Below are 23,152 nucleotides of genomic sequence, written 5' to 3'. Positions count from 1 at the left end.
ATACAGGCACAAAAACAGAAAGAACATTTGATGTTACAAAAGGTAGACCGCCACTTTAAAACGCTTTGAGTATTTTTTTTGCGCTCAATGAGGTGCAAGTATACTTATGCTTTTTATGACTTGTGAACACTCAATTGCATGTTATGTTGCTGTTGAAATAGTACATGAAATAAGGACAAGAACATGAAGATACGATGCGAAACGACGCAAAGCATTGAAAAATTTAACCCAGATGACCTCAATCCAAACACAGATCTCTTTGTTATGATTGCTGTTGTATTCGTGTTCATGGCTGTTTTGCTTAGCATCTAGTAGCACTACGTTCATTCTTGTGGCCGTATTCATACCTCATGTGATATGGGTGCTAAATTCTAGATTAAAGCGGATGGGCTAACCCGCACCAATCAGATTATGGCTGCCTCTGTATAGCTTCTTCAATTTTGGCGTTGTATCGAGGTGAGATGTGAATAGTTGGCTTGTAGATAGAATGGCGCTTGCACCTTGAGCACTCTTGTGTACTTTCAATGACGCATTACTTTAGTGTAGATACGAAAAAAGGCCTGATAAATCAGGCCTTTTAGAATGTGGCGGTGAGTGAGAGATTCGAACTCTCGATTGCAAGCTGCCAAGTTTAAATCAATTAATATCAACAACTTAAATATATACCACTTTAAAGGTTTGTACCAGTTCTTTGTACCATCCCTATTAATCCCAAGGAGCAGCCTTAATAAGCATCTTCCTCATGAAGACCTACTCAAAAAGATGTAGCAACTAAAACGGGCGTTCTTCTTTTGGTGGATTCACTTCTTCAAGTATCTTTATCGTATCGTCAATAACAGTTTGATCATCTCTACCATCCGCATAGTCAGAACCTTGATTCAAAGGGTATCTTTGTAGTGACTCCAACGCCTTGTCTATTGCTTCATCTTTAGATTCATACAGCATCTCAAGAACGTCGTGTTGATCTTTGATCTTCTTATACTCAGAACGAGAACTTTCAACCTCTTTCTTGAGGTTATCTATCTGACTTAATAAATCCGTTCTATCCGTATCCCATTTAGTCAATTGTTCATTCATCAGACGTTGTTGATACTCCTGAGTTGATACGACCGCATTTCTAGAGACTAGTGAATCATGTTTTTTGCGGCTGTCACCTAATGTGTTTAGTACCAACCAATCAACTCCTAATTGAACAGCCGGAACAACCACTAAGTAAAGTAGCGTCAAACCAAAGGGGTAAATGAGGTCTGTTGTTAAACTGAACCGAGACTCCTTGGCTAACATCACTTTTGAGTCTAGTGATGTGAAAACAAACTCTAGAAGAAAGGAGTGATTTATCAGTACCCAAGATAGGATAAATGTCCCTACTAATGGTGATTTCATTCTATGAGTTATAGCCTCCGCTACTGGCTTAAAAAACTCCTTGTGCATTCCTTCTCCTAAATCTAGACCAGCCACAATCATGGAAACTAAATTACATTAACTAACAGATAGATAGCAATAATTAAGAGGCATAGTCCCTCACGATAGTTAAATCTTATAATAATAATCTACTAAGAAGTACTGGCTAACTTCTGGCAACCTCTAAGCTGTACTCATTAGGTATACCCAAACGACTACGGTCAAACCTTGATCAAACAGTACCCATTAGGGTTGAATTAAAATTGTGACCACAATAAGATTTATAACATCCTAGAGTTAAACGGGTACACCTAATGGCACACATAGCTTATCTACGTGTTTCGACCACAGACCAAAATACAGACCGTCAACTTACAGATTCTGGTATCCCCTTTGATAAGAGCTTTACAGATAAATGCAGTGGTGGCTCAACTAAACGACCAGCATTAGAAGCTCTTAAAGACTACGTTCGAGAAGGAGATACAATCCACGTTCATAGCATCGACCGCCTAGCGCGTAATTTGGTTGATTTAAAGCAGCTAATAAACGACTGGACTAACCAAGGTGTTAGCGTGAGATTCCACAAGGAAAACCTAAGCTTTAATGCTGGTGGAAGCGATCATATGTCTGAGCTCATGCTGAACATGCTAGGAGCTGTAGCTCAATTCGAGTTAGCAATGATTCAGGAAAGACGTCAGGAAGGCATTGAGAAAGCTAAAGCAGCAGGGAAATATAAAGGTAGACCAACTAACACAACTAACACAACTAACCACCAGCGTATCGCTGAGTTACGCTCACAAGGAATGTCTTTAAGGAAAATAGCAGCTCAAGTAGGAGTCTCTCTTTCAACGGTACAAAGAGCTCTATCAACAAACCTCAAGTAAGCAAAAATCAAAAAACCAAGCGCACATATTGTGTAAAAATAACTGGGCAGTGCAATCGTGATGGATTCGCATTACCCCGAACCCTCCCCCCTTCTAGGGTTCCAATCAAACCAAAAAGAGAAACATTAATAATCAGTCATAGACCTACAGGTACATAACACACTATGAATCAATTCATGGCAGATAGCAGATTTGCGTATTTAGACCCTCGAACTCTCATACTCGATCCCGCGATGCAAGCCCGTGACGTTGAACTCATAAAAGACAAACGAGTACGTTCAGCGCAAGAGATTAAGCAAGAGAGCCAAAGCAAGGAGATTCTTGAAGACCTTCGTAATGGACAGCCTATAAGGCAGCCTATCACTGTTTTTGTGGTTGATGATAAGTATTACGTAGTGGATGGTTTTCACCGCACTGGAGCTTGTCTTAAGTACCTTGAAGAAAACCCCGATGCTGAATTGATGATTAACTCGTTGATCATAGAAAATCGTACTTATGCTGAAGCATTCTCAGCAGCCCAAGATGTCAACCAAGCACATGGGGTTGGAGTTACTAAAGATGAAGCAATGCAAGCTAAGTTTCGCAAGCTAATTGTTAACCGAGAGTTTGACCTAAGCGTCTCTCAAGTATGTGAGATTGTTGGATGTAGTCGTGGTCAGGCTGCACACATTGCTAACGGCTTAAAAGCTTGTAAAGAAGCATTAGGGACTGACATCGAGATGAACGACCTAGAGAGCTTTGTTGAAGACCTCAAGTTTGGCTTGGAGTCACGTTATTACCTACCCCAAAGCTGCTGGGACTCTAAGGGGTTCCCGAAGATTAGACGTCTCTCAGATGCTTTTAAGGGCAAGGATGATATATCTGACAAAGATGATGAGCAGTGGGAGCAAAAGCAAATTAAAGACGTCTCAAATAGCATCAGCCGCCTCGTTGAATTCTTTGGAGAGGATATCTTCAGGGAAGGTTTAAGAAAGGTCACTAGGGGATCTCAATTAGGTATCTCGATATCTCAACGGAGTAAGTGGCTGGAACAAGCTGGGAGTATCGAAGGGAGTATTCAAGATCAAAACAGTGGAAATAAAGCCCCTAACGTAACCGAAAACTACGACTTTTAGAAATGACATTGTGAGCTCGTAAGCCTTATACCACAAGGCCTACGGGCCAATTCAAACCAAAGTGTACACGTGTGTACAGTGGGGAGACTTTAGGTGTACACAACAGTGTAAAGACATTAACGAAAAACTACCAAAGACGTGGGACACCCAACCTAGGCAAACAGTCTATTGCTTTCTTCTTAGCCTTCATATCAACCGTACCGTATGTTGCTCCGATATTAGCCGGAGCGTGACCAGTGATAGCATCACTAACAGAATCAACTACTCCTAGACCACGCAAAGCTGTTCTCAAAGAGTGCCTAAACGAGTGTGATGGCTGCTTGGTTATGCCTAACCTCTTGACCTGTTTACTCCACCACTTACCAATAGCACCAGACCTTTTACCGTGTTTGTTTGGCTTGTGCTCAGGGAATAGAAACTCTCCACAGGACGCCACATAATCTAAAAAACCCAAATCAATGAGATGATCATGAATCGGCACTTGTCGAACTGACTTAACGTTTTTTACGTTCTGCTCTTCACCCTCACGAACATAAATAAAGTGAATACCTTCGTCTGATCGTTGTATATCTGAACTTCTAAGTTGAACCATTTCTTCAATCCGAGAACCCGTATATCTGCATAGAAGAGGCACCCAATAACAAGCCATGCCATAAGGCTTACTAGCAGTAACATCAGTGAATATATCTAGCTTAAATAACTGATTGATCTCGCTAGGAGTAAACCCTTTAGCTTCAGCTACCGCAGACTTATTCTGTACTTTAGGAAGTGTTACGCCTTTGTATGGGTTGACGTCTATCAAACCAAGCTCAACAGCATAGCCAAATACAGGAGAAGTCTTTCTGAGAATAGTCTTAACGGTTGAAGGAGCGATTGTTTCAAGCCCTTTTGTTTTAACAAGCTCAAGCTGCTCAGGCACTGATTTATTTCTAATCTCTTTGGATTTAGATTTAGGCAATTGTAATAAGGTATCTTTGTACTTTGAGATATGACCTCTGGTTACATCAGCAACGTCTAGATCCCCTATTATCTCAATAAGACGCTCTATCTGTGACTCAACCTCTGCCAAGGATTGAGAAGCTTTGCCATTAATAGATGCAGACTCAAGGTAACGCTTCAATAGACTCGAAATGGAGTTCTGAGATGGTTTCAAAGCCCTAGACGGTATCTTATCAGGCCTAGGTACTGAAATGGGCTCACTAGCGATTGAACTGGTTACTGGCTCATACCCAAAGTCTCGCTTGTGACGAGCCAAGCAGAGAGACTCAACTCGACGGGCGTAATCGTAAAAGGCACAGACCAAACGTCTATATGAAGCGCTTGTCTCACATACAACTAAACCTTCTATTTTTAGCTGCTCCTCAATGAAGTCTTTAAAACCTTCCAAAAGCTCTTGGTATTCCTCTTCAGTAGCTTTTGACGCATCTAGACCACTAAACTCAAATGTGTCAGACAAGCCGAATACGTGGAGACGCTTATCGCCCTCAACGCCATACCATTCATATCGAAGATAGCAATCATAGTTACCATTACCATCAACCTCATCTTTGACACGCAGATACCAACGCTCGGCAATGATCGCGCAATCACGGACATTAAGCTCAATATCAGATGAATTAGATAGCTTTAAATTAGCGAACTCGATTTGCTTGAGCGCATCATCAAGATGCTGAGGAAATCGCTGCTTTGCTTCAGAAAGGTTTTTCGTTTGAAGAGATTTCTTGAAGACTGTCTTACCGATTATAGGAACCAGCTTTTTTGGGACAGCCATTCTAAAGTAGTAAACACCAGTTTGAGGATGCTTATAAGGACTTGCCATGATGTTCGACATTGTACCTACTCTTTGTACCAGTAGGCAGCTTACATTAAAACACCAAACCCCTGTATTATAAGAAATTCTTACACTACAAGGGCTTATAGAATGTGGCGGTGAGTGAGAGATTCGAACTCTCGATACGTTGCCGTATACACACTTTCCAGGCGTGCTCCTTCAGCCACTCGGACAACTCACCGAATCAAATTTTGGTTAGCATCATTGGCTAACGAGGCGCTAATTTAATGATTATGTGCCTGATGGTCAAGGCTAAACATAAAAAAAAGCGCCCTTTTCGAATCGATTGCTCACTAAGTAACTAAATTGAGCAAAACTGGGGCATTTACATGCTTTGAGAATAACCGGGAACACGGAACCAACGGCGGCACATGTCCAAGAAGTACCCATACAACACACCCATGCCACAAGAAATAACAGCGTTACTTGCCACTGCGGTCACAATTTGATCTGTAGACGCGCCAACTGCGAATAAAATACCCGCATAAACTGGAGATTGAAATAGTACATAAGCGACCAGATCAGAGATGTTCTTCATAAAGGAAGACGGTGACACCTTACTACCTTGATGCAGCACCCAATCACGAAAAACCCCATACGGCCAAGCAATAGCGATATTCACTGGAATCGATAGCGTACGCGATGCTAGAGATTGCTCAAATGTCATCCCTGAAATCAAAATCTCGACAATCATCCCTGTGATAAAGCAAAAAACAACCATAGCAAAGGTATCCGCTGCGGCGTGACGAATACAAAATGGTCCACGAGACTTCATTTACAAAACCCTTAAAATCAAACACTGCAATTAATAAAAATAATAAAACTATTAACCACTAAAAAGACATCAAGCCAGTTAATGATGCAATTAGAACACACACAAACTAGCTTATGGTTCTGTATTTAAAATTAAGTTGTAAATTTATAACCAACTTTTAAAGTAAAAGTAGTTTTTTTCACCAATGGCGAGTAAAAACGCCTAAAATCACGTAAAAATGGTACAAAAACACGGATTTCACTTACATAAAAAGGGGTTACGATAATTATTTTGACGTAAAGTTAGAACAAAACTCGGACTGTAAACAGTCACTCCTATAGCTTATGCTACCAAGCTGCGAAAATTCAGAGTATTACCGATATAATCACAGTAGAAGGTCTTGCTGTTTTACTCGTAAAAGTAAAACTGCAAGCCTGTTCATTGCGGGTTAGAAGAGTTTGTGACGAAGCTGGATGACGTATGAATAGTAAGAACAATTCACAGTTGCGCCATATTGATTCAGTTATGGTGAGGCCAGCAAAATCGTTAATGTATCGATATCATCTTGGTCTGGGGATTGCTGACGCTTTAAGTTACTTCTTATCCGTTCAGCGACTGAAGAAACGTCGTCACTGAGTTCAATGGGAGCCTCCGCAATGATCGCTGAAATAGCCTCAAGTGCTTCATTAAGATGTCCATTATCTAGAGCGACATAGAAGTTGAGTAACCACTTTTCAGCATTAAAGCTATCTGCTGCATTTCCATCAAAGTCCGATTGGTACTGATATAACTGTGTCGCATGAAGATACAGTGCATCATTTAATTCAGACTCCACTATTGGTTTCGCTATTATGTGGTCTGCTCCTACATTAATCATACGTTCTTGTGTTTCTTTGAACACATCCGCTGTACAGCCAAAAATCAGTACCGACTTAGCAGGTGAACTCATTGCTCGAATGGCTGATATGGCCCCAACGCCATCTAGAACAGGCATATGATTATCCATCAGTATCAAATCAAATGGTTTGATCGCAACCTCATCGACTGCAAGCTGACCATTTTCGACACTTGTGCACTCAAAGCCCTTGGCTCGGAGGAAAGTTTCCATAATGATCGCATTTGTTCGGTTGTCTTCAACAATGAGTGCTTTCAACCCTTTACAGTTCAATTTATGTGTATTGATTGACTCTACTTTACCTGGCTTGCAAGGTGTAAGGGCAATTTCGACAGTAAAAGTCGTTCCAGCGTCCTCCTGACTCTCTACAACCACTTGCCCACCCATATGTTCCGCGATTTCTTTGACTATTGCTAAACCAAGCCCTGTACCACCAAACCGCCTAGTCGTTGATGACTCCGCTTGCTCAAAAGGACGAAAAATGCGTTTTTGTGCCTCTTTTGAAATACCAATTCCTGTATCTTTTACCTTTAGTATCAGCTTGGTGCCTGCCTTACTCGATTTCTCGGCTAGCTCTACCTCTACGATGCCACGATCGGTGAACTTAACAGCGTTATTGAGTAGATTGAACAGTACTTGACGCAAACGGGCTTTGTCATTGTTGTACCAACGACCCGTTGGTAAATGCGAGACTACTCTAAAGCGAAGACCTTTTTCTGCACATAGAGTTTGATAAACACTCTTGATACTGCCGATAATCGACTCAATTGGGAAAGGCTTATTTTCAAACTCAACATGCCCTTGTTCAATTTTTGAGTAATCTAAAATCTCATTGAGTAATGTCATCATGTGATCACCTGAATCATAAAGTGTTCTCAGGTGCTTACGCTGCTCATCGGTAAGTGGTGTTTTTAACAGTATCTGGGCAGTTCCTAGTACACCGTTCATTGGTGTGCGAATCTCGTGGGACAATGTGGCTAAGAATGCCGTTTTAGCGTTTGTCGAAGCCTGAGCTTTTATTCTCTCCTGCTCTAAATAGATCGTCTTTTCATTGAACTTCTCGATAAGCTGTCCGATTTCGTCATCGCTATCGTAGTCAATATCTATGATCCCACCAGTTTTCGAGTCATCAATCTTAGCGGCAATGCGAACAATTGGTTCAACAATATAGCGATTCAGTAAGTAGTAACCGACCAAGACACACAAGAGCAAAAATGGAATGATCCTCCCCTCAACGCTCATCACTTGTTCAAACACTTGATCGGCGACTTTAGCTTTTGCGTTGACAACTTCCATGCGCCAATCGAACTCTCCGAAATCAAGCTCGCTGACATAAATTTCGTCCGTCAGTTGAAAGTTGTGCTCAATAATCACGTTTGAGTCAGCATCGCGAACCACTACCCCCAAAGAATGCTGGTTCGTGTGCTCTCGAATAAACTGAAAAAGTGCATCAAGTGATAGGTCTACCGTTACAACTCCAGCGAATCGACCGTTTTGGTAGTACGGAGAAGACGCGGTAATCATCTGGACCTGAGTAAAGGTATCGATGTAAACCGTAGACCAACTAACAGAACCTACCGGAGCATCGGCGGCAGCGACATACCAGGGTTCATTATCATAACCGCCAGATTCGGGGTTATTGTAGGAGTGAATTTGGTCAATACCACTATCACTGTTTTTATTGAAGAATAGACTTTTATATCTCCATTGTTCTGCTTTGAGTTCGGGTTTAGGCCATACGCCACCACTAACAAGCATCTTGTCACTCAATTGAAGTATATGTGGAATTATTGTGTTGAGAGATTGAATATTTTCAGTCCCTTGGGCTAGCCCTACTAAGCTGCTCAATACACCTGTAGAACTGAGGAGGGGCTCTTTTATCTCAAGAGCCAGGAGTTGGGTACGTAACTCTAGGTTTTGCTCTAGCTTTTGTCTAACCGGTGGCTCAACAACCAAATAGGCGACAGAACCGATAGTGGCGATAAAGAAGCACAGGTAAAGTGTTAGGGCGAGAATGCTTTTTTTTCTAAGTGATGAGCGAATTTCCATAGATGTGTGAATCATTCCCTAATATCGATTTATCACTAATTGATTGGTAAGATGAGCGCAATCAACCAGCCCATTAACAAATGGTATTCTATTTTGAAACTACAAGACATCCTTTCTCTCCCAGAACTTGACGGTAAACTACTAAACCTGGCAAAAACTCAAGGCTTTGTAACAGCGATGGCTGCAGCGCCAAACGTATTAATGCCTCAAGAGTGGTTGCCATTCTTATGGGGTGGAGAAGAAACAGCGCCATTTACTGACGGTGAACAACTAGAGCAGTACATTGACGAGATTGTACAAATGTGGAACCAAACTCGTCCCGCTCTCCTAGAAGGCACTTGGCAGTGGCCTGCAGGGTGCGCGCTAGATGAGCAAGACATTGTAACAAGTCAGGCTCGCGATTTCTGTGAAGGTGTATTACAAGGCTGGCAACTTGCGCGTGATGACTGGGAAACGTTGATGCCTGAGGATAGCGAAGATAATGCCCTACTCGGTGGTGTTTTACTTTCTCTTACTATGCTTTACGACCCAGAAACGACCATTGAAACATTGGCCGAACAAGGTATGGAAGGCTTAGAGCAGTTTGAGGAAATCTTCAACGCAATGCCAGTGATGTTATGTGGTCTTACCCAGCGCGGTGTTGCATTAGCTGAAGAACAATAGACGCAACGCTGTCGACCATCAAGATTGAACGGCTGAATAGACAAAAAGCTCTCCAAATGGAGAGCTTTTTTGATCATGTTAAAATTACATGTGGAATATACCGCGCCATATCTTGAGTCACTAAGCTACTGTCTTCCCTAATCGAAATACCGGCAGCTCTATCATTGACCAACCAACTGCCAATTAACGTATGGTTGTGCCCAAACTTAGGTAGTGGATGGTATTGCTGGACGATATTGAATTTAGATTCATAAGGCCCTGACGTTTTAACAAAACGTTTTCCATCGATGACGATCTCGATGTTCGCGCCCTCTCGAGAAAATAGTGGCTTGATGACATAATCTCTCATAGTGTTCGCTTTTGAATCGTTAGCAAAATAAGCGGGCAAGAGGTTCGGGTGATTAGGAAAACGCTCCCACAATAACGGTAAAAGTGCTTTATTGGATAGAATCGACTTCCACATCGGTTCTAACCAGTTTACGTTCGCAGTCGCTAAGTACTTCGTATATTCCTCTTCAAACATAAACTCCCAAGGGTAAAGCTTAAACATCCAGCGAATCGCTCTGTCGTCAGCATCCACAAACAGACCATCTTCCGTCACTCCAATATCTTCGACATGCACGAATGCCGTTGCTAACCCTGCCTCTCGCGCGCAATCCTCTAAATACTGGACAGTCCCTTTATCTTCTTCAGTGTACTTGCAGCAGCTAAAGTGAAGTGTTTGTCCTGGTTGGTATTTTGCTATTTCGGCAAAGCGCTCGATCAAAAAGTCTTGAAGAATATTGAATTGATCCGCGCTCTGGTGAACTCGACCTTTATTTACAACATCTTCTAGCCACACCCACTGCCAAAAGCCAGTTTCAAACAAGCTGGTTGGCGTATCCGCATTGTTTTCCAGTAATTTTGCTGGCGAGGTCCCGTTGTACGCGAAATCCAGCCGCGAATAAAGCGAAGGTTCGCTTCGTCTCCATGAAGAAGCGACCTGCTCCCACATAGATTCAGGGATCGCACATTGCGTCAGCAACCGCTCACTCCGAACGACTTCATCCACAATAGCCAGGCACATCTGATGCAGCTCTTCAGTGGGCGCTTCTATATCGCGCTCAATTTGCTCCAGCGTGAATTGATAGTAAGCACTCTCATCCCAATACGGTTGGTCATACATGGTATGGAAACCAAAACCAAACTGGCGTGCTAATTCACGCCAGTTTTCGCGCTCTTGTATTTCTCGTCGAAACATAGTGCTTTTTAACCGCCTCGACTGACCGACACCGCTTTACCAAACCCGCCTCGAGACATCGCCCTGCCAATGGTGCCGCCACCACGTTTATTAAGGCTATTCGTCGCAACTTTGGTCGGCTGATTTCGGTAGGAGCCAAAGAATTGTCCTGCTCCATTATAGAATTTGGATTTATAACGGTACATCGGCTCTGAGTAATAGCTCTTGTTATAACCTTTCAACCCGCTTAATGAGCGACTGTAAAAAAAACCGCCAAAGTTAGGTACATAAGCTCGGGAACTGGAACTGTAGTAACAATCATCCTCGTAGAAATCATTCTCGCATTCGAACTCGCTGCGGTAGCGAGGGGCATTTTGTTCGGCACGAGCTAAAGCTTCTTGGTATGCAATGTCACACTGTTCACTAAACTCAGGCGAGTTAGATTTACACTCATCAGCATCAGAAAAAATGTACCCTTCTGTTTTTGACTCGTACGTAGCAAAGAAGAAAATACCACCAAAGGCAGCAAAGGGAAGAATTTTCCCAAGCTTTAAGCTTTTGTCCATGGAAGAACGTTTAACGTTAGAACTCCGCTTCATCGTTCCTCCTAGTAGGTCATGCACGCGGCATTCAATACGCCAACCGAAACAGAAACTGCGGCTAATACGATACCGGCTGGCAGTTCATCTTTTTCGATACGCTCTGCCACTTTCGGAAGTAAAATAAAGCGTACAATTGCAAATGCGATAATTTGAGCAAGCATTGCGACAACGCCCCACACCATAAAATCGACGATATTGACCGAGTTTTTTGCCGCCCCCGAAATCGCGAGACAGTAACCAAGGAAAGCCCCACTTAGCGCAATCGCTGCTGCTGTATTTTGTTTTTCTTTAATCAGATGCCACTCATCGTATGGCGTCAACTTGACGTAGATGAACTTAAACGCCAATACAAAAATAATAGAAACAGAGAAATAGAGTAAAAAGTTTGGGAAGCCTGTTAACAGGCCGGCAATCATGTGCATTATTGTTCCTTGTTCATTTCTTTCCAGGCAAAATCTTCAATACGTTCATCTGCAATGTAAAACAGCTTGGTACTCGCGGGTACTTCAGCATCTAAATCTGGGTTGAGTTGAATACCATCGCCAATATCAAAAGCAATCAGCGTGGCATGATGGCGTCTTTTGAGAAAAACGAAGAGATTCTCAATAGTGGTGGCAGACTGACCCTCAGGATAAATAACTGAGTATTGAGTCATACCTCGTGTTGAAGCCAAAAGCTCCTGATGAAGCGCACTTGAGCCCGGGTCAACCGCCGCTTTTGCCAACATTTCTGCGCCAACAGCAGGTATGCATTCCGCTTTCGGGCAATGCTGACTTAGAAGTCGGCCGAGCGCTTCATCTTTAAAGTAAGCGACCAAATGAGCGGAAGGGTTTACAGATGCGCAGTACAGAGCGGCTGACAAGGTAATGTCGTCCGAGAGATTATCCACAATAATGCAAGCGGCTTCGGCAATATTGGCGTTTTTCATCTCTTGCGAATCGGTATAACTGGTCACTTTGATAAAACTGATTTCGCCAGGTAACGGGTTCTCTATTTCTGAACGGCTGCATAAAACAATCGGGCGCTTTCCCTCTTCTTCATGTTGTAACATGCGAATAAGGTGCATCGTTCTCGATCCATTCCAGCCCAACAATACAATATGGTTTTCCACTCTTACTCTCCGTTTTCCTAAAATACCCGCTCGCCAATAGTCCATCGCTGCTCCAGCGACACGCCCCAATAATGCGGCGAATAAGCTCAAACCGCCGGGGATTACAAATAGTACGACAACCCATTTACCCAAATCTGTTACAGGAGAATGGTCGCCATAACCCACCGTACTCGCCGTAACCATGAGGTAATAGATAAAGTTAGCGAAACTGTCTGTTAATGCGGTTTCACCAGCGAGAACCAGCAGCCACCATGAAAGGCTCACATATAAGCCACTAAAGATGAGAAGGCTTCGGTTGCTCAATTTAAAAAGGTGGGAACTAAGCCACTTTTTAACTACTAACCACACCGCCATAAATTTATGACCTCGATATTCATTGATTGCATCAATAGTAACTCATTGATAGTAAGACACAAAAAAACCAGCCATATTCGGCTGGTTTTTGAGATTTACTTTCAGTTACGCCTACTTTTTAAGCATTACCTTTCACTTGCATATTTAGCTGCTCAGCAAAATCTAGCATGCGGTTAAGCGGTATAAGGGATTTAACACGCAGTTCTTCGTCAACAAAAATCTCGTGCTCTTCACCACCTTCACTAAGCGCTTTCTCAATTGCTTTCAAACCGTTCATTGCCATCCAAGGACAGTGTGCACAGCTGCGACATGTTGCGCCTGCACCTGCGGTTGGCGCTTCGATAAGTTCTTTCTCTGGCACAAGTTGCTGCATTTTAAAGAAAATGCCTTTGTCTGTCGCAACGATCATTTGTTTGTGAGGAAGCTCTTTCGCTGCTTTGATCAGCTGACTCGTTGATCCAACGGCATCGGCAAGTTCTACGACGCTTGCTGGTGACTCAGGGTGAACCAAAATAGCCGCATCTGGATACATGCTCTTCATTTTTCGTAGCGCATCAGCAGAGAACTCATCATGAACCACACACTCACCTTGCCAAAGCAGCATATCTGCGCCAGTTTTGTTAGCGATGTACGATCCTAGGTGACGGTCTGGTCCCCAAATAATTGGCTTATCTTCAGCGTCTAAGTGTTCCACGATTTCAAGCGCAATACTCGATGTAACGACCCAGTCGGCACGGGCTTTAACCGCTGCTGAGGTGTTTGCGTAAACTACAACCGTATGATCAGGGTGAGCATCACAAAACTCGCTGAACTTATCCGCAGGACAGCCAAGGTCGAGCGAACATTCCGCTTCCAACGTTGGCATTAGAATGCGCTTTTCTGGTGTCAGAATTTTGGCCGACTCGCCCATAAAGCGAACACCACCAATAATCAATGTACTTGCAGGGTGACGATTACCAAACTTCGCCATTTCCAACGAGTCACCAACAAACCCGCCAGTGTCTTCAGCTAGGGCTTGAATCTCAGGGTCGGTATAATAGTGCGCGATAAGTACCGCATCTTTTTCTTTGAGTAACTTTTTAATACGCTCAATGTAAGATGCTTTTTCTTCTTCGCTTAATGGAACTGGTTTCGGTGGGAATGGGTAAACAGTGTCGATTTTATCTAATATATGGCTCATTGCTCATGCTCTACGCAACTTCCTTTAATCCGAGTATTGTAACCTCGTTAATTTTCAAAAACCAACTTGTCGCGGGGATTTCTAGCGGTCTAGCCGTATATCTTTGTTACAGGTAGCATTTCCGAGTAGCGAAATTCGGTGCAACACAAGGTCAGAGGCTCTGCATCATTGCTATCGACTTAGCCGTTCTGCAACAACAGAAAATGGAAAAGAAAAAGGAAGCCGAGGCTTCCTTTTCAAAACATAACGTCTTACAGCTTAGAGCTGGCAAGTTTTGCAGATGCACTACCTGGGTATTCATCAACCACTTGTTGGTAGTACTTTTTCGCTTGAGCTGCATTGTTATTACGCTCAGCGATTTCGCCTAACTTAAGCAACGCATCGGCTCGCTTGTTGGAGTCTTTATAAGACACAACAGCGGCAAAACTTTTCACTGCATCCTCATCCTGCTTTTTAGCGAAGTACAACTGACCTAACCAGTAGTGAGAATTCGCTGAATATGTAGAATCAGGATAATCTTTCTGGAACTGCTGGAACGCTGCAATTGCGCCAGTGTAATCACGCTTTTTGAGAATGAGGTCAACTGCATTCTGATATGCCGTTTGCTCATCAACATTTGGAGTGTACTGGCCACCTGTTTTCACAGGTTGTGCTTCTTGTGCAGGTGTGGATTTTATCTCTCCACGAACACGATCCAGCTCGACAAACAACTCACGTTGACGTTGCAACATTTGTTTCATTTCGTAGCTATTTCGCTCTAATTGACCACGCAATTCACTGATCTCTTGTGACATTTGGTCAATTTGCTGTTGCATTTGGAGCTGAACGCGATTGCGATTTTGTAGCAAACGTTCTAGACGTTCTACTTCCGTTTCAGATGAACGGCTCTTAGAGACGGATGATGTGCTGTTGAGATCGGATACTGGAGCTGGTGCAGCGAACGCAAAGTTCGCTGCACTTGCCAGTAACGTAAGCGCAACAGCGCGCTTAGTGTTACTGAACATGAGGATTACCTCGAATTAGTATACTAGAACCGCGCGACGGTTCTTAGCGTAAACTTCATCTGATTGACCTAGAAGAAGTGGCTTCTCTTCACCGTAGCTAACGATTGAGATTTGGTCAGCTTGAACACCTAGTGCTTGTAGGTAGTTCGCTACTGCTTGTGCACGACGCTCACCTAGAGCAATGTTGTACTCAGGTGTACCGCGCTCATCAGCGTGACCTTCGATAGTTACGTTAAGTGCTGGGTTCTTGCTTAGGTAAGAAGCGTGAGCCGCTAGCATCTCTTCGTAATCTGCTGCAATTGTTGAGTTGTCAAAAGCAAAGTAGATTGTTTGAGTTTCACGTAGCGCTTGCTCTTTTAGCTCTTGCTCTGTCAACTGACCGCTTTGATCAATTGGCGTAGCTACTGTTGTTTCCACTGCGCCATTGTTGTTTGTTGCTGCACCAGTGTTAGAAGCAGCGTCGTCGCTTGAACTACACGCTGTAACAGCCATTACAGGAAGCGCGATTAGTAGCCCTTTTAGAACCTTGTTCAGTTGCATCTTATTTTCCTTTATTAATCAAACTTATTACTACAAAAACGGTGACCATGCAGGCGCTCGAACACGCCCATTTGTTGCCGGTAATCTAGCTTTGAATCGACCATCAATTGACACCATCGATAGTACGTTTTTCTTGTTGTAAATCGAGCTATACACAACCATGCCACCGTTTGGGGCAATACTAGGAGACTCATCAAGCAAGGTCTTAGTTAAGACTTGAAGAGCACCAGTTTCCAAATCTTGTTTCGCCAAATTAAATCCTGCGTTGCTGCGGTTCACCATAACTAGGAATCGCCCATCAGGAGTAATCTGACCACCCAAATTTTGGCTGCCTTGCCAAGTCAAACGGTCAATAGAACCGCTGCCCAAATTTACTTGATAAATCTGTGGTTTACCACCCCTATCCGATGTGAAAATCAACGATTTTCCATCCGGATGCCAGAACGGTTCCGTATTATTTGATCTGCCACGCGTAATTTGCGTCAGCTTACGAGTGTTAAGGTCAAACGTATAAACATGAAGCGAGCCTGTTTTAGAAAGAACAATCGCTAACTTATTGCCATCTGGCGAAAATCTTGGCGCACCATTGTGACGTGGGTATGAAGTAATTTTCTCACGTTCACCGGTGTAGATGTTCATGATGAAGATTTCTGCTTGGCCATTTTGGAAGCTAACATACGCAAGCTTTTTACCATCTGGTGACCACGCTGGTGACATTAATGGTTGCTTAGAACGTAAAACCAGACGCTCATTGTAGCCATCGTAATCAGCGACTCGAAGTTGGTAAGGGAAACGGTCTTTATCGTTCACTACCACATATGCGATACGAGTCATGAAAGCGCCACGGTCGCCAGTTAACTGTTCATACACCAAATCAGAGATACGGTGAGCGTACTCACGCATACGAGGCCCTTGAACAGTGGCTACTTTATTGAACAGCACATGATCTTTTGACAGAACCAATTCACCGTCACTACCAAGCGCCTTACTCTTCCCACCTGTTAACTGACCACGCACAATATCAACAAGTTGATAGTTGATAACGTAGTCACCTTGGTCGTTTTGCTTGATTGAACCAGTCAATAGCGCATCCACACCTAAATTGGTCCAAGCATCAAAATTAACTTCTGATTCACTGAACGGTGTTTGTGGCATTTTGCTCGTTGGAACTGGGCTGAATTTACCACTACGTTGTAAATCCGAGGCGATAACAGCAGAAACATCCGTTGGAAGCGCTTGTGTGCCCTCCCACTTAAACGGAACAACAGCAATTGGTCGTGCTGAATCAATACCATCGGTAATGACCAACTCTAATGCGGCATTCGCCACATTTGTCATACTGCTAAACAGTACAAACATTCCTAGTAAAAGGCGTCTAATCACGTCTTATTCCTTATTCTAGTACTCAACGGTTAAGTTGATATCTCTAACTTTATCAATAACATCTCGGTCTTTAGGCATCGGAAAGTTACCAACTTGGGCAACTGCACTTTTAGCTGCACTACAAAGACGAGAGTCACCGTTTAACACAGTAACATTACTTACAATACCATCAGTCCCAGTAGGAACTAGCTTCACATTAAGCCTACACGACTTTCCCACAAGATAATCGTCCTTAATGATACGACTCTCTATCAATTGTTTGTAAATTGCACCATAGCGGTCAACTTCAGATTGCACATGTTGATTTTTCGCTTGCTGATTCTGTTCTGACTCACTCTCGAGACCCGCAAAAATATCATCTAACGCGGCTTCTTGAGCTTTACGCTCACGCTCGGCACGCTCAGCTGCTTCTCTCGCTTTACGCTCTCGCTCCGCTGCCTCTTTTGCCGCTTTCTCTTTTGCAATGCGCTCTTGTTCAGCTTTTTCAGCAGCTTCACGCTCACGACGTGCTTTTTCTTCCGCTTCTTTTGCTGCTTTTTCACGAGCTAAACGTTCTTGCTCAGCTTTTGCTATAGCCGCTTCTTTTGCTAAACGCTCCTGCTCAGCTTTACGCACGGCTTCTTCTTTTGCCTTGCGCTCTTTTTCTAGCTTAGCAGCTCGCTCTTTTTCTTTGCGAACACGTTCTTCTTCCTGCTTGCGCTCTTGCTCTTTTTTCTTACGTGCAGCTTCTGCTTCTCGTGCCGCTTGAGCATCTTTCGCTTGCTGCTCTTTCAACTTGCGAATTTGCTCTTCTTCAGCTTTGCGGTTTTTTTCTAGCTGCTCTGCTTCGCGTCTCAGTTTATCAAGACGCTCTTGTTCTTTTTTCGCTGCCTTTTCGCGTTGCTGGCGAATTTCTTTCGCTTGTTGCTGCACAAGTTTTGGATCGATGACAACAGCTTGAACCATTTGCCCTGTAGGCTCTGGTTTAGACATGTTGAAGTCCGTCCCCCAAAGCAGGGCTGCAACTAGAATTGCATGCAAACCAACCGATATTGCTATCGGTTTGGCGTATTGGTTGGGTTTCTTCTTGTGATCTTTCATAGATAATTGATGTCTATTCCCTGATATCGGTCATTAGACCTACCTTAGGGATACCAGCTCGACTTAGTTCATCTAGCAATAGAACAACATCGGCATATGGTGTTGCCGCGTCGCCACCTACCGCAACTGGTGAATCCGGCTTAACCTCTCGCTCCGCTTTCACTCGCACAATAACATCTTGCAACGACAAACCTCGCTGAACTTCTTCATCATTTACGCTTAGGCCTAAATTACCCTCGCTATCAATTTCGATGATAATAAAGCTACTGTCAGTCTCGCCAGCAAGGTCTTGCATAGATTCTGCGGTCGATGTTTTCGGAAGATCAACGTCGACGCCTTGAGTCACAAATGGAGCGGTCGCCATAAAAATGATCAACAGTACGAGCATTACGTCGATATACGGAACAACGTTGATCTCCGCTGTCATTTTTCGCTTTTTAGGTTGATAACCCGCCATGCTTTATTCCTTATCCGCGCTGTCTCGGCCAGCCATCGCTTGACGATGAAGGATGCTGTGGAATTCTTCAGAAAATGTTGCGTAAGTGTGCTCTAGTTTACTCACTTTATTGCTTAGGCGGTTGTACGCCATTACTGCCGGAATAGCCGCAAATAGCCCCATCGCTGTCGCGATAAGTGCCTCGGCGATACCCGGTGCAACCATAGACAACGTAGCTTGCTTTACTTCACCCAGCGCAATAAAGGCGTGCATGATGCCCCAAACGGTACCAAATAGGCCGATATAAGGGCTTATAGAACCGACTGTTGCCAAAAACGGTAAGCTTGTTTCTAGCTCATCTACTTCACGAGAAACAGCAACGCGCATTGCGCGGCCAGTGCCTTCCATGATGTAAGCTGGTGAATTTGCGTTGCTCTTACGTAGGCGAGCAAACTCTGTAAAACCTGCGTAGAATATTTCTTCTGTGCCTTCAATTTCGTCTTTACGCGCTTTTACTTTTTGGTAAAGCTGAGAAAGATCAGTACCCGACCAAAATTTGTCTTCAAACTGCTCTGCATTTTTTGATGCTTGAGAAAGCACTTTGCTGCGCTTGATGATCATTGCCCATGACACAATTGACATGCCAAGCAACGTCAGCATCACAAGCTTTACCAACAGACTGGCCTGAAGAAAGAGATCTAAAATGGAAATATCAGCAGTCACTATTTGTTAGCTCCGAATTTATAAAGGTTGGAATAGCTATTGGTTTCATTTTCTTATTATCGATACATGCTACCTTAACCGAGGCCTTGCACAATATCTTGCCTTGATCATTGACCAACTCTTGACAGAATTGCAGAGAAGCACGTTTTATTTCTGACACTCGGGTTACGACTGTCAGATGCTCGTCCAGCCTAGCCCCTTGGTTGAAATCGATATCCATGTGTCGGACAACAAAGCCGATATTTTGTTCCAGTAACACATGTTGAGAAATGCCTTTAGCACGTAACATCTCTGTCCGTGCACGCTCAAAGAATTTTAGATAATTAGAATGATATACAACACCGCCCGCATCAGTGTCTTCATAGTACACGGTGATCGGCCAGTGAAAGAGATTTGATGTGCCTTGCAAGGGAGTACCAATATATTCAATTCTTTAAAGTAATTACTATAACTGAAGCGACAGCAATTGGTACCGAGCTAAGGAAATATTTTTGAAATTTGTAGAAAAAATAAAAGCTAGGCGAGATACCTAGCTTTTATTCGATGATTTAGTAACCGACTTTATTACAGCATATTTCAGCCTAAATGAAATAAAGTGCCGTTAGATAAATTAAGATAGCTAACGAGAAATAAGGACTAAACAAAACTTGCCAGTACCAGTTTCTTGGCTTGAAGCCCACCCCATACACCATGCTTGAACATACAGACCAAATCAGTGCTGGTGCGATGATTGAGTTAAAACCACCAATTGCTTGATGGTAAGCTTCAGGGTCCCACATCACCAATCCTACGTGCATAAAGCCAAGGATGAGAGATAAGACTCGTAGCAGAGTCTTATCCATTGGTGCGTGAAGTTTCGCTACCTTATCAGCGAGGTTACTCACTGTCTTTATCCATCATTTCTGAGTGCTCTAGCCAAAGAGCGTTGATGATACCGAATGCACAAGCAAGTAGTACACCTAGAATCCATGCGAAATACCACATAGTAAATGCTCCTTAGTAAAGTGAGTTTTTGTTGTCTTCAATGTACTGGTCATCAAGGCGACCAAACATCTTGTAGTAAGTCCAAGATGTGTAACCAAGGATGATTGGCACCATAACAAACGCAACGCCTGTCATTAGGTTCAGAGTCAGCTCAGATGACGTTGCATCCCACATTGTTAAGCTGTGGCTTGGCATTAAGTCTGAAGGCATGATGAATGGGAACATCGCAAAACCTGCAGTAAAGATAACACCAGCAACACCCAAGCTTGAAGTAATGAACGAAATCGCACATTTTTCAAGACGAGATGCCAATACAGCGAGAAGCGGCATTGCTACACCTAGTACAGGAGCAGCCCATAGTAATGGGTAGTTTTCAAAATTCTTCATCCACGCACCAGCTTCACGGATAACCTCTTTGTTTAGAGGGTTAGAAGCAGCGTTAGTGTCGATACCGCCAACAATGACGTAACCATCGATATTTTGGATCCAGAAACCAGCCGCTACAAACGCAGCAACCGTCAGTAAACCAGCCAACTGAGCAACGTTGCGCGCACGCACATGCACTTCGCCTGTTGTTTTCATTTGTAGCCAAGTAGAACCTTGCATCAAAATCATGAATAAGCTTACTAGACCACACAACAGTGCAAATGGATTTAGTAGACCAAAGAATGAGCCATGGTATGTTGGCATCAAGAACTCACTCAATTGGAATGGTACACCTTGTAGAAGGTTACCAAACGCCACACCAAAGATGATTGGCGGAACAAAACCACTGATTGAGATACAGATATCCCAGGTATTGCGCCATTTTGGATCTTCGATTTTAGAGCGGTAGTCTAGGCCCAGAGGACGAAGCCATAGCGCTGCTAGTGTCAAAATCATCGCTAAGTAGAAGCCTGAAAATGACGTTGCGTAAACCAAAGGCCAAGCTGCGAACAGTGCACCACCAGCAGTGATAAGCCAAACTTGGTTACCATCCCAGTGAGGAGCAATTGAGTTAATCATGACACGGCGTTGCGTGTCGTTTTTACCGATGATAGGTACAAGCGCGCCTACACCCATATCGAAGCCGTCTGTTACTGCAAAACCAACTAGTAGAACACCGATTAGTACCCACCAGATGAGTCGCAAGATTTCGTAATCAAACATCTTGTTATCTCCTTACCTTACGCTTCTACTTGGCGACTAACTTTGTCTTCAACAGAGTCAGCATTTTGCTCGAAGTGGTAGCGACCCGTTTTCAGGCTACTTGGGCCTTTACGAGCGAATTTCAACATTAGGTAAACTTCTGCAATCAGGAATACCGTGTATAGCGCCAGAATTGCGAAGAGTGAAGTCCAGATTTCACCTGCAGTTAGTGCAGAAGCTGCAACATGTACTGGTAAAATTTCACCTACAGCCCAAGGTTGACGGCCGTACTCAGCGACGAACCAACCCGCTTCAATTGCAATCCAAGGTAGTGGAATGCTAAATAGTGCAGCTTTTAGAATCCATTGTTTCTGCTCAATCTTCTGACGACACGTTTGGATAAACGCCGCACCAAAGACAAACAACATGATGAAGCCACAAGCAACCATGATACGGAATGACCAGAATAGCGGCCATACTGTTGGGATTGAGTCGTCCGCAGCAGCTTGGATTTGCTCTTCTGTTGCATCAACAACATTGTCTGTGTAGCGTTTTAGAAGTAGACCGTAACCTAGGTCACCTTTCACTTCATCAAACGCAGTCATGTTTTCTTCTGACTTATCGCCCGCACGAAGCTTCTCTAGAAGTTCATAAGCGTACATGCCGTCACGAATACGATCGACGTGTTCATCACGTAAATCACGAAGACCTGTTACTTGCTCATCAAAAGAACGTGTCGCGATAATACCCATTACGTAAGGGATCTTAATTGCGTAATCGGTATGCATCGTTTCCTGGTTAGGAACACCAAATAACGTAAATGCGGCAGGTGCAGGTTCAGTGTGCCACTCTGCTTCAATTGCAGCGAGTTTCACTTTTTGAACTTCACCAAGCTCGTAGCCAGATTCGTCACCAAGAACGATGGTAGATAAGATAGCTGCAATACCGAAAGAAGCAGCAATAGCAAACGAACGACGAGCAAACGCAATGTCACGACCTTTTAATAGGTAGTATGAACTGATGCCTAGAATAAACATTGCGCCACAAGTGTAACCAGAAGCAACCGTATGCACGAACTTAACCTGAGCAACTGGGTTTAGTACAACCTCAGAGAAGCTCACCATTTCCATTCGCATGGTTTCGAAGTTGAAATCTGCGCCTACTGGGTTTTGCATCCAGCCGTTTGCGATAAGAATCCAAAGAGCAGAGAAGTTAGAGCCTAGTGCCACAAGCCAGGTAACCGCTAAGTGTTGGCGTTTAGATAGACGATCCCACCCGAAGAAGAATAGACCAACAAAAGTTGACTCCAGGAAGAATGCGACAAGTGCTTCGATCGCTAGCGGTGCACCGAAGATATCACCTACATAGTGGGAGTAGTAAGACCAGTTCGTACCAAACTGGAACTCCATGGTAAGGCCTGTCGCCACACCAAGTGCAAAGTTAATACCGAATAGCTTACCCCAGAACTTGGTCATGTCCTTATAGATTTGCTTGTTCGTCATTACGTACATCGATTCCATAATGGCCAGAAGGAAGGCCATACCAAGGGTCAATGGTACGAATAGGAAGTGATACATCGCTGTCAGTGCAAACTGCAACCGCGATAGATCAACTACGTCAATCATGGTAACTCCTATGTGTCGGCTGAATGACACTCTCTACATATTGCAATCCATATTCAGGTGTTATTTACACTTGAAAAATGTTGAATTATCACAACTCATTGTTGCAAAAATGTGCTTCATTGGTTAGTTAATTGTTAAGCATCAGCTAATATAGCTGGGGCTAATATTACTTGTAAAAACAGATTGTTTCA

24 protein-coding genes and 1 tRNA gene are annotated in these 23,152 nt (G+C 43.5%); 4 read left to right on the top strand and 21 right to left on the bottom strand.

The genetic code is table 11. The features are described from left to right. Nucleotides 1-183 precede the first annotated feature (183 nt). Nucleotides 184-312, top strand: coding sequence for a hypothetical protein (locus tag R7E42_RS09080; RefSeq protein ID WP_257789285.1), 129 nt, complete (start codon nt 184-186; stop codon nt 310-312). A gap of 459 nt (nt 313-771) precedes the next feature. Here the strand turns inward: R7E42_RS09080 and R7E42_RS09075 are convergent, their stop codons facing one another. After that, a complete protein-coding gene (locus tag R7E42_RS09075; protein ID WP_097371730.1) occupies nt 772-1,431 on the bottom strand; it encodes a hypothetical protein in 660 nt (219 codons plus the stop codon). Nucleotides 1,432-1,715: 284 nt separating this feature from the next. On the opposite strand from R7E42_RS09075, the gene R7E42_RS09070 reads away from it, so the two are divergent. Both R7E42_RS09070 and R7E42_RS09065 read left to right on the top strand, forming a co-directional pair. Beyond that, nucleotides 1,716-2,285, top strand: a complete 570-nt coding sequence (locus R7E42_RS09070) for a recombinase family protein (RefSeq protein ID WP_318072587.1) — start codon at nt 1,716-1,718, stop codon at nt 2,283-2,285. Nucleotides 2,286-2,461: 176 nt separating this feature from the next. Beyond that, nucleotides 2,462-3,400, top strand: a complete 939-nt coding sequence (locus R7E42_RS09065; protein WP_258479911.1) for a hypothetical protein — start codon at nt 2,462-2,464, stop codon at nt 3,398-3,400. A 127-nt stretch (nt 3,401-3,527) separates the two neighbouring features. On the opposite strand, the gene R7E42_RS09060 is transcribed toward R7E42_RS09065, so the two are convergent. The 4 genes from R7E42_RS09060 to R7E42_RS09045 all read right to left on the bottom strand — a co-directional run bounded on the left by R7E42_RS09060 (nt 3,528) and on the right by R7E42_RS09045 (nt 8,929). Beyond that, complete coding sequence (locus R7E42_RS09060; RefSeq protein ID WP_182016331.1) at nt 3,528-5,231, bottom strand: site-specific integrase; 1,704 nt, start codon at nt 5,229-5,231, stop codon at nt 3,528-3,530. Nucleotides 5,232-5,324: 93 nt separating this feature from the next. Then, a tRNA-Ser gene (locus R7E42_RS09055) sits at nt 5,325-5,412 on the bottom strand. A gap of 144 nt (nt 5,413-5,556) precedes the next feature. Further along, complete coding sequence (locus R7E42_RS09050) at nt 5,557-6,006, bottom strand: L-alanine exporter AlaE (RefSeq protein ID WP_005378276.1); 450 nt, start codon at nt 6,004-6,006, stop codon at nt 5,557-5,559. A 502-nt stretch (nt 6,007-6,508) separates the two neighbouring features. Beyond that, complete coding sequence (locus R7E42_RS09045) at nt 6,509-8,929, bottom strand: hybrid sensor histidine kinase/response regulator (RefSeq protein ID WP_318072608.1); 2,421 nt, start codon at nt 8,927-8,929, stop codon at nt 6,509-6,511. 51 nt (nt 8,930-8,980) lie between these two features. On the opposite strand from R7E42_RS09045, the gene R7E42_RS09040 reads away from it, so the two are divergent. Continuing rightward, nucleotides 8,981-9,592 (top strand): YecA family protein, encoded by a 612-nt coding sequence (locus tag R7E42_RS09040; RefSeq protein ID WP_005378278.1) that lies wholly within the window; start codon nt 8,981-8,983, stop codon nt 9,590-9,592. Between the two features lie 73 nt (nt 9,593-9,665). On the opposite strand, the gene R7E42_RS09035 is transcribed toward R7E42_RS09040, so the two are convergent. The 16 genes from R7E42_RS09035 to cydA form a co-directional block, all read right to left on the bottom strand. After that, nucleotides 9,666-10,832, bottom strand: a complete 1,167-nt coding sequence (locus tag R7E42_RS09035) for a glutathionylspermidine synthase family protein (RefSeq protein ID WP_169628371.1) — start codon at nt 10,830-10,832, stop codon at nt 9,666-9,668. Between the two features lie 8 nt (nt 10,833-10,840). Next, on the bottom strand, nt 10,841-11,410 hold the full coding sequence (locus R7E42_RS09030) for a DUF1190 domain-containing protein (RefSeq protein ID WP_025766906.1): 570 nt from the start codon (nt 11,408-11,410) through the stop codon (nt 10,841-10,843). Nucleotides 11,411-11,418: 8 nt separating this feature from the next. Further along, nucleotides 11,419-11,835: a DUF350 domain-containing protein gene (locus R7E42_RS09025; protein ID WP_130546634.1), complete on the bottom strand. Its 417-nt coding sequence runs from the start codon at nt 11,833-11,835 to the stop codon at nt 11,419-11,421. Further along, a complete protein-coding gene (locus R7E42_RS09020) occupies nt 11,835-12,878 on the bottom strand; it encodes a potassium channel protein (protein ID WP_017635053.1) in 1,044 nt (347 codons plus the stop codon). The genes R7E42_RS09025 and R7E42_RS09020 overlap by 1 nt, the downstream gene beginning before the upstream one ends. Before the next feature lie 118 nt (nt 12,879-12,996). Next, nucleotides 12,997-14,058 (bottom strand): quinolinate synthase NadA, encoded by a 1,062-nt coding sequence (nadA, locus tag R7E42_RS09015; RefSeq protein ID WP_318072586.1) that lies wholly within the window; start codon nt 14,056-14,058, stop codon nt 12,997-12,999. 251 nt (nt 14,059-14,309) lie between these two features. Then, complete coding sequence (ybgF, locus tag R7E42_RS09010; RefSeq protein WP_005378285.1) at nt 14,310-15,062, bottom strand: tol-pal system protein YbgF; 753 nt, start codon at nt 15,060-15,062, stop codon at nt 14,310-14,312. Nucleotides 15,063-15,077: 15 nt separating this feature from the next. Next, nucleotides 15,078-15,602, bottom strand: coding sequence for a peptidoglycan-associated lipoprotein Pal (pal, locus tag R7E42_RS09005; protein ID WP_005378293.1), 525 nt, complete (start codon nt 15,600-15,602; stop codon nt 15,078-15,080). A 30-nt stretch (nt 15,603-15,632) separates the two neighbouring features. Further along, complete coding sequence (gene tolB / locus R7E42_RS09000) at nt 15,633-16,985, bottom strand: Tol-Pal system beta propeller repeat protein TolB (protein WP_005387925.1); 1,353 nt, start codon at nt 16,983-16,985, stop codon at nt 15,633-15,635. Nucleotides 16,986-17,000: 15 nt separating this feature from the next. Beyond that, nucleotides 17,001-18,065, bottom strand: coding sequence for a cell envelope integrity protein TolA (gene tolA / locus R7E42_RS08995; RefSeq protein WP_053303231.1), 1,065 nt, complete (start codon nt 18,063-18,065; stop codon nt 17,001-17,003). Nucleotides 18,066-18,078: 13 nt separating this feature from the next. Continuing rightward, entirely contained in the window at nt 18,079-18,522 is a 444-nt protein-coding gene (locus tag R7E42_RS08990) for an ExbD/TolR family protein (RefSeq protein ID WP_005378298.1), read from the bottom strand. 3 nt (nt 18,523-18,525) lie between these two features. Continuing rightward, complete coding sequence (gene tolQ, locus R7E42_RS08985) at nt 18,526-19,224, bottom strand: protein TolQ (protein ID WP_005378301.1); 699 nt, start codon at nt 19,222-19,224, stop codon at nt 18,526-18,528. Beyond that, nucleotides 19,214-19,633 carry a tol-pal system-associated acyl-CoA thioesterase gene (ybgC, locus tag R7E42_RS08980; protein WP_017820044.1) on the bottom strand — a complete coding sequence of 140 codons (420 nt, stop codon included), beginning with the start codon at nt 19,631-19,633 and terminating at the stop codon, nt 19,214-19,216. The genes tolQ and ybgC overlap by 11 nt, the downstream gene beginning before the upstream one ends. 172 nt (nt 19,634-19,805) lie before the next feature. Further along, nucleotides 19,806-20,108: a cyd operon protein YbgE gene (gene ybgE / locus R7E42_RS08975; RefSeq protein ID WP_005378304.1), complete on the bottom strand. Its 303-nt coding sequence runs from the start codon at nt 20,106-20,108 to the stop codon at nt 19,806-19,808. Next, the gene (gene cydX / locus R7E42_RS08970; protein WP_000270284.1) at nt 20,101-20,208 is read right to left on the bottom strand and encodes a cytochrome bd-I oxidase subunit CydX; all 108 of its coding nucleotides are present in this window, start codon (nt 20,206-20,208) and stop codon (nt 20,101-20,103) included. The genes ybgE and cydX overlap by 8 nt, the downstream gene beginning before the upstream one ends. Nucleotides 20,209-20,220: 12 nt before the next feature. Further along, the gene (gene cydB, locus R7E42_RS08965) at nt 20,221-21,357 is read right to left on the bottom strand and encodes a cytochrome d ubiquinol oxidase subunit II (protein ID WP_006742909.1); all 1,137 of its coding nucleotides are present in this window, start codon (nt 21,355-21,357) and stop codon (nt 20,221-20,223) included. Between the two features lie 17 nt (nt 21,358-21,374). Next, on the bottom strand, nt 21,375-22,961 hold the full coding sequence (gene cydA / locus R7E42_RS08960; protein WP_005378311.1) for a cytochrome ubiquinol oxidase subunit I: 1,587 nt from the start codon (nt 22,959-22,961) through the stop codon (nt 21,375-21,377). Between the last annotated feature and the right edge of the window lie 191 nt (nt 22,962-23,152).

It is taken from the genome of Vibrio sp. Vb1337 (assembly GCF_033338715.1).
GTDB classification, from domain to species: domain Bacteria; phylum Pseudomonadota; class Gammaproteobacteria; order Enterobacterales; family Vibrionaceae; genus Vibrio; species Vibrio alginolyticus.
Note: the sequence above shows the minus strand (reverse complement) of the source record. Positions and strands in the feature narration are given on the sequence as shown.